We start from the raw sequence: 13265 nt of genomic DNA on the forward strand, positions 1-13265 counted from the left end.
ACTACGATGAAAACAAAAGATTTTATATATGCTGTTTTGGCAATTACATCGATCGTTTTGACGAGTCAGGCGCAAAAAGGACAGGCGCAGAATCCCATTATTTTCGCAGATGTCCCTGATTTGTCTATAATCAGGGTTAACGACACTTACTATATGAGCAGTACCACAATGCACATGAATCCTGGGGTGCCAATTATGAAATCTAATGACTTGGTGAATTGGCATCTTGTTAATTATGCCTATCAAACTTTAGAAGATAACGATGACAGACTGAATTTAAATCATGGCAAAAATGACTACGGCAGGGGTTCATGGGCGAGCAGTCTGCGTTATCACAATGGTGTATATTATGTAAGCACTTTTTCAGGCACGACGGGTAAAACCTATATTTTTTCTACAAAAGATATTGAAAAAGGACCATGGAAGAGAACTGTTTTAAACAATTCCTATCATGACCATTCCCTTTTCTTTGACGATAATGGTAAAGTCTACCTTGTTTGGGGTGGAGGAAAACTTCAAATTGTAGAATTAAAAGAAGATTTATCGGCAGTAAAAGAAGAAACTAAGAAAGTTTTAATAGAAAATGCCAATGCTCCCGCGAAGAGTGATATTATGCTGCCGGCAGAAGGATCACAGCTTTTTAAAATTAAAGGAAAATATTATCTATTTAATATCTGCTGGCCCAAAAATGGGATGCGTACCGTAATCATACACAGAGCAGATAATATTATGGGGCCTTGGGAAGGAAAAATAGGACTTCAGGATTTGGGCGTTGCACAGGGCGGGATTATTGATACTCCCGACGACAGATGGTTTTCTTATTTATTTAGAGATGCAGGTGGAGTTGGCCGCATTCCTTATCTGGTTCCTGTAAAATGGGAAAACGGCTGGCCAATACTAGGGGAAAATGGTAAAGTGCCTCAAATGCTAGATCTTCCAGCCAATAAAAGCTTAATTCCCGGAATTGTAAACTCAGACGAATTTAATCGTAAAAGTGGAGAAAATGACCTGCCTTTGGTTTGGCAGTGGAATCATAATCCAGATAATGCGAACTGGTCTGTTAAAGAAAGAAAAGGTTATTTAAGATTAAAAACATCCAGAATAGACAGCAGTTTTACGCAGGTAAAAAATATTTTGACACAAAGAACTTTTGGGCCTGTATGTTCTGGAACGACAGCGATCGAGATTTCAAACATGAAGGAAGGAGATTTTGCTGGGCTTTCATTGCTGCAAAAGGATTTTGGCTGGGTTGGAGTAAAAGTGGATCATGGAACAAAAAGGATTGTCATGATAGATGCTGAAAAAGGAAATCCAAAGGAAGTAGAAAGTGTTCCATTAAATCAGGACAAAATATATTTAAAAGCCGAATGTGATTTTAGGAATCAAGCAGATCAGGGAAGATTTTATTACAGTATAGATGGAAAAAAATGGATCAGTATAGGAAAATCTATCAAGATGCCATACACAATTCCGCATTTTATGGGTTACCGATTTGGGCTGTTTAATTACGCTTCTAAAACTGCTGGCGGTTTCGCTGATTTTGATTATTTCCGTATTGACGATAAGATTTCAAAAAACAATTAATCTTTATAAAAGGTTTAAAGTACAATCTAAAAATAGAAACAATGAAAATAAAATATTGGTTTGTCATAAGTTTGTTTTCAGCAGTTAGCAGTCATGCACAGCTGTTGCCATATAAAAATCCTTCTTTAAGTTCTTCCGATAGGGCAAAAGATTTAATTTCAAGATTAACGCTAGAAGAAAAAGCAGCGTTAATGTGCGATCAGTCTGATGCTGTTCCAAGACTTGGAATTAAAAAATTTAACTGGTGGAGCGAAGCTTTACATGGCTATGCAAATAACGATAATGTGACCGTTTTTCCTGAACCTATAGGAATGGCAGCCTCATTTGACGATCAATTACTTTATCGCGTTTTTAATGCTGTTTCAGATGAAGCAAGAGCCAAATATAACCAATGGATTAAAGATGGAAACGAAAACAAACGTTTCTTAAGTCTGTCAGTATGGACTCCAAATGTCAATATTTTTAGGGATCCGCGATGGGGGCGCGGGCAGGAAACTTACGGTGAAGATCCTTACCTTACATCAAGAATGGGAGTTTCTGTTGTAAAAGGACTGCAAGGGCCCACGGACGCTAAATATCGTAAACTTCTAGCTTGTGCCAAACACTTTGCCGTACATTCAGGTCCCGAATGGAGCAGACACGAACTGAATTTAAATAATGTAAATCCGCGCGAACTTTACGAAACTTATCTGCCAGCTTTTAAGGCATTGGTGCAGGAAGCAGATGTTCGTGAAGTAATGTGCGCTTATCAGCGTCTAGATGATGAACCTTGCTGCAGCAATACCCGATTGTTGCAGCGTATTCTCCGAGATGAATGGGGATATAAATATATGGTAGTTTCAGATTGTGGGGCTGTAACAGATTTTTATACCACACATAAAGTTTCTTCAGATGCTGTACATGCTGCATCCAAAGCTGTACTGGCAGGAACAGATGTAGAATGTGTCTGGGAGAAATATCCTTTTAAAAATCTGCCTGAAGCAGTTGAAAAAGATTTAATTAAAGAAGCCGATATCAATAAAAGTTTACAGCGTGTTTTAGAAGGCCGTTTTGAACTTGGAGAAATGGATGACGATGCGATAGTACCATGGACGCAGATTCCAGCTTCAGTTCTTAACAGTAAAGAACATCAACAGCTGGCATTAGAAATGGCGCAGAAATCTATGACATTACTGCAAAATAAAAACAACATTCTGCCATTGGCTAAAACATCGAAAAAAATCGCAGTTATTGGACCTAATGCAGCAAATGAAGCTATGTTATGGGGTAATTATAACGGAACGCCAGTCAAAACAATTACAATCAAAGAAGGAATAGAATCCAAGACTGGATCAGATAAAATCTTTTATGATAAAGCCTGTGATTTGGTAGAAGATAAAGTAAATCAAAGTTATTTCGATCAGATTTCGTTTGAAGGTAAAAAAGGAATGAGAGCCACTTATTGGAATAATCCAAACAGAGAAGGAAATAGTGTTATTTCAACGCAAATTACCAATCCGATAAAAATGACTACTGCTGGACAGCATGAGTTTGCTTCTGGAGTTAAGCTCGAAGGCTTTTCTGCAAAATATGAAACTGAATTTACCGCAAAAGCAACTGATAACCTTGTATTTAAAACCGGTGCGACAGGATTTTTTGAATTAATTGTTAATGGAAAATCTATTGCAAAATATACCAACTGGAGAACTGTTCCAGGAAATATTTCATTTCCAGTTGAAGCAGGTAAAACTTATAAAATTGAAATTCATTTTGCCCAGTCAAACAACTGGCAGGCTAATCTTGAATTTGATTTTGGAAAAGAATTTGACATCAATTTTGCGTCTTTAATCCAAAAGTTAAATGGTATTGATACTGTAGTTTTTGTTGGCGGTCTTTCTACTTTATTGGAAGGAGAAGAAATGCCGGTTTCTTATCCGGGTTTCAAGGGAGGAGATAGAACCAATATAGAATTGCCAGCGGTACAGAGAAAATGTTTAAAAGAATTAAAAGAGGCAGGAAAAAAAGTGATTTTTGTAAACTGTTCTGGCTCAGCTATAGCTTTAACGCCCGAAACCACCAGCTGTGATGCTATTTTACAGGCCTGGTATCCAGGAGAATCCGGAGGCCAAGCTGTTGCCGATGTGCTTTTTGGGGATTATAATCCTGCTGGAAAACTGCCTGTTTCATTTTACAAGAACTCGGAAATATTAAGAGATTTTGAAGATTATTCCATGAAAGGACGCACCTACAGGTATACGACAGATGTATTATTTCCTTTTGGTTTTGGATTGAGTTATTCTAAGTTTATTGTTGGTACAGGTAAATTGAACAAGATTAAAATAAAATCAAATGAAAATATTCAATTGACTATTCCTGTGCAAAATACCAGTAAGCGTGATGGGACAGAAATTATTCAGGTGTATGTTAAAAAAGTAAATGATACTGATGGTCCTTTAAAAACATTAAAAGCCTTTAAGCGCGTTGCTGTCAATGCTGGAGATAAAGAAAACGTGCTGATAGATTTACCCGCTTCGTCATTTGAATTTTTCGATGCAGCATCTATGGCTGTTAAAGTAACTTCTGGCGAATATGAATTGTATTACGGCACTAGTTCAGCGGCAAAAGATCTCAAAATGCTTAAAGTATTGGTACAGTAAAAAACGATTTAAAATAGTAATATGAAATCTACATTAAGTCTTGTTTTGGTTCTGTTTACTATCGTCTGGTCGTACGGGCAAAAAGCAGTTTTAACCTCTCCCAATCAAAAAATAACTGTTGCATTATTTAACACTCAGAATAATTCTGGAAATTGGTATTTGCAGGTTAATTATGCTAATAAAGATAAACATGACGAAATAATTCCAAAAATATATTTGGGAATTGTACGAAACGACCAATCATTTTCAAAAGGCTTAAAACTAAAAAAGATCGGCAAGCTAGTACTTATTAAAGAGCAGTACAAAGTATTGCATGGAAAGAAATCGGACTGTTCTAACACAGCAAATGAATTGGTTTTCTATTTTGAAAACGAATCGAAATCTCTCTTAAATGTAATTCTGAGAGTTTACAACGACGGTGTGGCATTTCGTTATGAATTTCCAGAAAAAAAAGGAACTTATACCATTTCAGATGAACTAACAGCTTATTCTATTCCCGAAGGTACAGAAAGATGGCTGGAGAAGTTTGATTTGTCTAATGAAGGCCTGTACAATAGCATGAAAAATGGAGATATACAGCAAGATTGGTGCTATCCTGCATTGTTTAAGACAAAGTATGGCCCTAGCTGGTATCTGATTCATGAAGCCGATTTAGACAGAAATTATGCAGCTTCAAAACTGACTAATACCCAAAACAAAGAACGGTATAAAGTTACGCTGCCTGGAGCAGAAGAGGGCATAGGAGAGCCTTTTGCCAAAATAGCACTGCCTTGGAAATCGCCTTGGAGAGTTATAATTGCAGGAGAGCTTGGAGATATTGTAAAATCTACATTGGTTGATGATATATCGAAACCGTCTGTTTTAACTGATACAGATTGGATTCAGCCCGGTATAGCGTCGTGGAATTACTGGTCGAATAATCACGGAACAAAAGATTTTAAAACCGTAACCCAGTTTGCAGATTTAGCCGTTGCTATGGATTGGCCTTATACGCTTTTAGATTGGGAGTGGGATCAGATGGGCAATGGCGGCAACTTGGAAGATGCCATAAAATATATTCATTCGATTGGTATTAAGCCCTTAATGTGGTACAATTCAGGTAAGTTTAAATGGATCACTTCCACACCTGTTGACCGAATGCTGACTCACGAAAACCGAGTTAAAGAATTTGAGAAGCTAAATAAGCTTGGCGTTTACGGGATCAAAGTTGATTTCTTTTTAAGTGAAAAACAAGAAATGATAAATTATTACTTAGACATTTTAGAAGATGCAGCGAAATATAAAATCATGGTTTATTTTCACGGATGTTTAGTACCGAGAGGCTGGCAGCGGACTTATCCGCATCTTATGACTTATGAAGCTGTCCGCGGAGCAGAATGGTACAACAATGGACCAGAATTAACCGCAACGGCGGCACAACACAATAATATACTGGCTTTTACCCGTAATGTCGTAGGATCAATGGATTACACTCCGGTAACTTTTACAAATTCACAATTTCCTCATATTACTTCTTATGGTCATGAACTTGCATTAAGTGTAGTTTTTGAATCGGGAATACAGCATATGGCAGACAGACCTGAAGGTTATTACGAATTGCCAGATGCAGCCAAAACATTTTTAAAACAGGTTCCTGCCTCTTGGGATGATACCATCCTGCTTGACGGCTTTCCTGGAAAATATACGGTTATCGCAAGAAGAAAAGGAACAGATTGGTTTATTGGAGGTATTAATTCCGGAAGAAAAGAAAGAATCCAAAATTTAAAATTTGATTTTTTACCAGCAGGACAGACTTTTAAGCTCACATTAATTGCCGATGGAAATCATGATAAAGCTTTTTCTACGCAATATTTACTGGTAGATAAAACAACTTCGCTGGATGTGAAAGTATTAAATATGGGTGGTTTTGCAGCGTCATTAGTATTAAATAAGTAAATGTTTTTTAACCTAAATTAATTAACAATCAGATAATGTATTTTATAAAAAAAAGATTTTTAACAGCATTTATTATTCCTGTATTTAGTTTTGCTCAAAACCCAATTGTACAGACAAGCTACACAGCAGATCCAGCACCGATGGTTTACAATAATAAACTGTATTTATATACTTCGCATGACGAAGACAATTCTACATGGTTTACCATGAATGATTGGAAATTATATAGTACAGAAGATATGGTAAACTGGACAGATCATGGTTCTGTACTATCGTATAAAGATTTTAGCTGGGCTAAAATGAATGCATGGGCAATTCAATGCATAGAAAGAAAAGGCAAATTTTATTTGTATGCCCCAATTACAGATAATCAAGGACGAAATGGTATTGGTGTAGCAGTATCAGAGAGTCCGTATGGACCATTTAGAGATCCATTAGGAAAACCTTTGATACAAAACAGCAACGCCGATATTGATCCAACCGTTTTTATCGACGATGATGGACAAGCCTATTTATTATGGGGTAACCCTGTTTGCCATTATGTTAAATTAAATGAAGACATGATCTCTTACAACGATGAGTTAAAGATCTTTCCAAACACAATTGAATCATTTGGAAAACGTACTGGAAAAGAAGATACCCGCAGACCTACCACTTATGAAGAAGGACCATGGCTGTATAAGAGGAATAAATTGTACTATCTGTTTTTTGCCGCAGGACCTATTTCTGAGCATATAGGATATTCAACAAGCAAAAGTCCGCTTGGACCATGGAAATATCAAGGAGTTGTAATGCCAACACAGGGAGAGAGTTTTACAAATCATCCAGGAGTTGTAGATTTTAAAGGAAAAACGTATTTCTTTTATCATAATGGAGCTTTACCAGGTGGCAGCGGTTTTACCAGATCTGTAGCAGTTGAAGAATTGTTGTTTAATTCTGATGGAAAAGTCAAAGAAATGAATATGACAGAGGGTATAAAAAAAGGAATCAATACTCTAAATCCTTATGCTAAGTCAGAAGCAGAAACGATAGCTTGGTCAAAAGACGTAAAGTCAATGCAGAATAAAGAAGTAGGCGTCTTCATTACTGCCATGAAAAACAATGCATTCACTAAAATAAAAGATGTTGATTTTCGCGAATCGGGTGCTGCAAAATTTACTGCTCGTGTAGGTACCACCCACAATGGAAATGTGTCAATGGAAATTAGACTTGATAGTCTGGATGGGGAATTACTAGGAACAGTAAAAGTTCCTATGACAGGAGGAAATGACAGATGGGCTGTTGTTACAACAGATATTAAAAAAGTTTCTGGAGTGCATGATCTTTATTTTGTATACAAGGGTAATGCTTCTGATAAAATCATGTATTTTGATTACTGGATGTTTTCTAAATGACATTTTTAATTAACAATACTATTTCTTGCAATGAAAAGGAGTTCAATCATTAACAAAAAGATAAATCTTAAAAGGTCATGAATCTTAAAAATTTAATGTTCGTATGTTTAGCGGGTTTCCTTAAACTAAACGCTCAGCCAGCAGTAAAAAGTCCAGACGGAAAACTTGCGGTGTCGATTTCTGTAAATAACGGAATGCCTAAGTATAGTGTAACATACAATGAAAAAACATTTATAGAAAAATCTCCATTAGGCTTAAAAACAAATGCGGGGGACTATAGCTCTGGATTAACTTTAGAAAAAAATAGCAGCCAAAATAAAATCGACGAATCCTATAAGCTCCGAAACATAAAACAAAGCAGTGTGCATTATAGTGCTAACGAAGCCGTTTTTTCATTCACAAAAGATGGCAGATTAGCTTTAGATGTAGTCTTTAGAGTAAGCAACAACAATCTGGCATTTAAGTATAAATTATATCCGCAGAAAGAAACACTTTCCTGTATAGTTCAAGAAGAAGTTTCAGGATTTTTACTGCCAAAAGGAACCTCGACATTTCTTTGCCCGCAAAGTAATCCAATGACTGGATTTGCCAGAACAGCTCCCAGTTATGAAACTTCATATACACTAGATGATGTTCTCGGAAAGAATGGCTTGGGAAATGGATATACGTTTCCATGTCTGTTTAAAGTAAATAATGCGGGATGGCTTTTAATTTCTGAAACAGGTGTAGACAGCGGATATTGTGCAAGTAGATTAATAGGACATGAGAACGGATTATATTCTATTGGATTTCCGATGCCGGGAGAAAATAACGGAAACGGGACAACAGGACCAGGAATACCGCTTACAGGAGAAACGCCATGGCGTACCATTACAATTGGGGAAACACTTGCTCCGATAGTTGAGACCACTATTCCGTTTGATTTGGTTAAGCCAAAATATGAAGCCTCTAAAGAGTATCAGTATACAAAAGGAACTTGGAGCTGGATCATGAAAATGGATAACAATACTACTTTTCCTGTACAAAAGCAGTATATTGATTTTAGTGCTTCAATGGGATATGAAACCATTTTAATTGATGCACTTTGGGATACGCAGATTGGTCGTGATAAAATAGCAGAATTAGCAGCATACGGTAAACAAAAAGGAGTAGGACTCTATTTATGGTATAATTCAAATGGATACTGGAATGATGCTCCTCAAGGCCCCAAAGGACTAATGGATAATACAGCACTCCGTCGAAAAGAAATGGCATGGATGAAAAGCATCGGAATTAAAGGCATTAAAGTTGACTTTTTTGGAGGCGATAAACAGGTGACCATGAAATTGTATGAAGATATTTTGACAGATGCTAATGAATTTGGAATAATGGTAATTTTTCATGGCTGTACTTTAGCTCGAGGCTGGGAACGCATGTATCCAAATTATGCCTCTAGTGAAGCAGTTTTGGCTAGTGAAAATCTGCATTTTGGACAGCAAAGCTGTGATAATGAAGCTGTAAGTGCAGCAACACATACTTTTATTAGAAACACTGTAGGAAGTATGGATTTTGGAGGAAGCGCTTTAAATAAATTCTATAATAGTGATAACATTGCCAATAAAGGCTCCAAAAGAATGACCTCTGATGTATTTGCGTTAGCGACTTCGGTGCTTTTTCAAAGCGGCGTGCAGCATTTTGCCTTAGCACCAAATAATTTATATGATGCTCCAGACTGGGCTATACAATTTATGAAAGAAGTACCAACAGTATGGGATGAAGTTCGTTTTTTAGAAGGATACCCAGGAAGGTATGTTGTAATGGCCAGAAGAAAGGGTGCAAAATGGTATATCGCTGGAATTAATGCTGAAAATAAACAGTTAAAGACAAAGATAAAACTAGAAATGCTTAATTCTGGTACGGCAGTAAATTACTATGCAGACGATGACCAGTTAAACGGAAAAGTGAGTAAACTGACAATAAGTAAAAACAAAGAAGTTGAAATAAGCATACCTCACAACGGAGGAATATTAATAACAAATTAAAAGCGTAAGAAAGTTGATGTCAACACTAAAATTAAATAAAAAAATATAATAGCAATTTATGCAGCAGTAATTGGTATTCTGAATAGTACATAAATGAGTTTCAATTGAAAATTTTGAGCTTGGTGGAAATTAATTATTAATTACCACCAGGCTTTTTTGTTACAATATTTATTATATCAAGAAGAAATATTTTTTAGCAACCGATTGTTGTTTTGATCTGTATAATCTATTTTTTTTCTTTTAAGTATAAGGTAAATTTTATAAAACTTTTTATAAAAGCCTTTTTAATAGTTTTTTACCTATATAATAACCCTTTTAATCAATTTTTTATTGTTTTTTTAATATTATGTTTTTTGTATAAAATCTGTCATTTGGCTGTTAAATCCATTGTTTTTTATTTTGAAATTAATTTTGAAATGAATAATTATCATTATTTAAATAAAAATATTATTCTTTATGTTTTTATATTGGTTTTTTTTTATATATAATTTAAAAATATCAAAAGACAACCGATTGTTTTTTAAATTGTTTTTTTATATTTGTTACTGATATATTTAGTGTATTAGATTGATTCACATTAAAGTACTCAAAGATTAATTAAAAAGAAATTATGAACCACTAATTCAATTAAAACAAAAACAAACCACTAAACTATTTAACCAAACTAAAACAATAATTATGAAGTTAAAACTCAAAATTGCACTAATCGGACTGCTGATCGCGAGCAGTCATAGTATAATGGCGCAGTCAAAGACCATTAATGGCGTTATTACAGACCCTTCAGGATTTCCATTACCAGGTGCCAGTATTAATGTAGAAGGCAGTCAGAATAGCACATCAACAGATTTTGATGGTAAATACACTTTAAAAGGAGTTAATCCTACTGATAAAATAACTTATTCCTTTGTTGGTTTAATTTCACAGACAATTACGGTTGGAGAAAGAAATTCAATAAATGTTGCCCTTGTGCAATCGACACAAAATTTAAATGAAGTTGTAATAGCCTACGGTACTCAAAAAAGAACAAAGATTACGGGAGCAGTTTCGACAGTAAGTTCAAAAGATATTGCGGCAGTGCCTATTACGAATGCTGAATCAGCATTACAGGGACGTGCTGCAGGGGTTACAGTTGTAAATGGTGCGCCAGGTTCTAATCCTACAGTTAATATTCGTGGGCTGGCTACAATGGGAAACAGTGCACCCTTATATGTCATAGACGGAGTATTAACAGGTAATCTTTCAGGTTTAAGTCCTAATGATATTGAGAGTATCTCTGTATTAAAAGATGCATCGACCACAGCTTTATACGGTTCTAAAGCTTTTAATGGTGTAATTGTAGTTACTACTAAAAAAGGTAAAAAAGGACCAGGGCAGTTAACTTTTAGCACTTATGTGGGCGGGCAGGAAGTAACTAAAAGATATAGTGTTTTAAACACTCAGCAGTATCTTCAATATGCGAAAGATTTAGGAAGTGATTTAACAGCAAGAGCAGCTGAATTTGGAAACATAAATACAAATTGGCAGGATCAGATTTTTCAAACGGGAATTATGCAGGATTACAATTTGAGTTTTTCAAATGGTACAGAGAATTCTACAAGCCGTTATTCTGCAGAATATATGAAGCAGGATGGCGCTATTGTAAATACAGGTTTCGAACGTTATTCTTTTAGAGCTAATAACACGCAGGATATTGGTAAATTAAAAATAGGGAGCAACATTGGAGTTTCTTTCAGCACCATTAATCCAGAACGAACGTCAGGAGGAAGAACATTATTAGAGCATGCTATTAAAATGGCGCCGTACTTGCCAATTTACAATGAAAATAGCTTAGGAGGCTATCAAGGACCAAGTGCTATTGATGGGAATGATGCAGAAAATCCTGTTCGTGTCGCTAATTTAGGATACCAGAAAATTAATAACTTGTCTATAATTGGAAATATTTTTGCTGAATTAGAAATTTACAAAGGATTGAAATTCAGATCACAAGTTTCTTTAGATTACTATACAAGTAAAGACCATACTTTTATTCCAAGCTTTCAGGATGGTTCTTATCACAAACAGGCATTTTCTTCAACAAACGAAACAAATTCACAAGGGCAGACTATCGTTTTTGATAATAGCTTAACCTATAAAACGACTATTGCTCAAAAGCACAATCTTGAAGTGTTAGGAGTTATTACTAAAATTGATGGAAAATCTCAAAATCTAGCAGCCGGAAGCCGTTATTATATTTCAGATGAAATTGATCAGCTTCGTTATAATGAAGGAAGTTTAGGATCTGCTAATTACGAAGAAAAAAACATAGGATACATTGCCCGTATTAACTACGACTACGATGATAAATATCTTCTTGCTGTTTCAGGACGTAGAGATGCATCTTCTCGTTTTGGAGCTAATAACCGCTGGGGGAATTTTTATTCTGTTGCAGTTGGTTGGAATATAGCTAAAGAAAATTTTATGCAAAATTCTATTTTCAGCACATTAAAACTTAGAGCTAGTACTGGAACAACAGGAAACGACAGAATAGATAATTATCAATATAGTGCCACTTTATTGGCAAACTATAATTACCCTATTGGAGGAGCAAACGCACCCGGTGTTTCTTTGGGAGTTGCCGCTAATCCTAACTTAAAATGGGAGTCAAAATTAGATAGAAATATCGGTTTAGATTTTGGTTTTTTTGATGAAAAACTAACGGGTTCATTCGAATATTTTAACAATAAGAGTAGTGATATTCTGTTTGCAGTTCCTCTTGCAGCTTCTGTTGGGTCTGCAGGCGGCGGGACTCAGATTCAAAATATTGCAGACGTAAAAGTAAGCGGTTATGAAGTTTCAATAGGTTTCAATGACAGAAAAGGGGACTTTACATGGTCTGCAGTGGCAAATTTAGGGACAAGTAAAAATGAGGTAGTAAGTTTAGCGCCAGGAGTAACTAGTGTATTAGGCGGACCTTCGGCAAGAGCAGGTTTAGAGAATTTTTCAAGACTAGAAGTAGGTCAGCCGTTATTTTACTTTTATGGATATCAGACCAATGGAATTTATCAAAACCAAGCAGAAGTTGATGCGGTTTTTGGACCAGGACAGACTACAATTAAACCAGGTGATCTAAAAATTGTTGACCGCGATGGCAATAAAGTAATCAACGCAGATGACAAAACAAACATTGGAAATCCATATCCTGATTTCACTTATGGTTTAAATCTTAGTGCCGCATATAAAAACTTTGATTTCAATTGTTTCATAACTGGAGTTGCAGGTAATGATATTTACAATGCAAACACCTTTGATCTAAAAGGAATGAACCGTTTGTTTAACGCAAGCACAGATGTTTTAGATAGAGCAGTTGTTGTAAATGGCGTTGTAACAAATCCTTCAGCTACATTACCAAGAGCACAGGGAGCTGATATAAACTGGTCTTCAGCCAACCAGCGCTACATCGAAGATGGTTCTTTTACAAGATTAAAAAATATAGCCTTAGGATATACACTATCAGGAGATTCATTTAAGAGTTATTTCTCAAAAGCAAGATTCTACGTAAGCGGACAGAACCTTATTACTATCACAAATTACTCAGGTTTAGACCCAGAGATTGCACGTGCAGATGGTAATGCAAATTCAGCAGGAATTGATTTAGGAAGGTATCCACAGCCAAAATCTGTAATTTTTGGAATTGATGTTACATTTTAATATTTAAA

The 13265-nt window shown here is 35.7% G+C and carries 6 protein-coding genes; all 6 read left to right on the forward strand.

Going from position 1 to position 13265, the window contains the following annotated elements; genetic code table 11:
- The first annotated feature begins 6 nt into the window (after positions 1-6).
- Positions 7-1584 (forward strand): glycoside hydrolase 43 family protein, encoded by a 1578-nt coding sequence (locus tag QMG60_RS14800; RefSeq protein ID WP_281865438.1) that lies wholly within the window; start codon positions 7-9, stop codon positions 1582-1584.
- A gap of 41 nt (positions 1585-1625) precedes the next feature.
- Positions 1626-4220 carry a xylan 1,4-beta-xylosidase gene (xyl3A, locus tag QMG60_RS14805; protein WP_281865439.1) on the forward strand — a complete coding sequence of 865 codons (2595 nt, stop codon included), beginning with the start codon at positions 1626-1628 and terminating at the stop codon, positions 4218-4220.
- 21 nt (positions 4221-4241) lie between these two features.
- Positions 4242-6155: a glycoside hydrolase family 97 protein gene (locus QMG60_RS14810; RefSeq protein WP_281865440.1), complete on the forward strand. Its 1914-nt coding sequence runs from the start codon at positions 4242-4244 to the stop codon at positions 6153-6155.
- Positions 6156-6190: 35 nt separating this feature from the next.
- On the forward strand, positions 6191-7549 hold the full coding sequence (locus tag QMG60_RS14815) for a glycoside hydrolase family 43 protein (RefSeq protein WP_281865441.1): 1359 nt from the start codon (positions 6191-6193) through the stop codon (positions 7547-7549).
- A 77-nt stretch (positions 7550-7626) separates the two neighbouring features.
- Positions 7627-9570, forward strand: a complete 1944-nt coding sequence (locus tag QMG60_RS14820) for a glycoside hydrolase family 97 protein (RefSeq protein WP_281865442.1) — start codon at positions 7627-7629, stop codon at positions 9568-9570.
- A gap of 678 nt (positions 9571-10248) precedes the next feature.
- Entirely contained in the window at positions 10249-13257 is a 3009-nt protein-coding gene (locus tag QMG60_RS14825) for a TonB-dependent receptor (protein WP_057118144.1), read from the forward strand.
- Positions 13258-13265 lie beyond the last annotated feature (8 nt).

The organism is Flavobacterium sp. GSB-24, assembly GCF_027924665.1.
Classification (GTDB): Bacteria; Bacteroidota; Bacteroidia; order Flavobacteriales; family Flavobacteriaceae; genus Flavobacterium.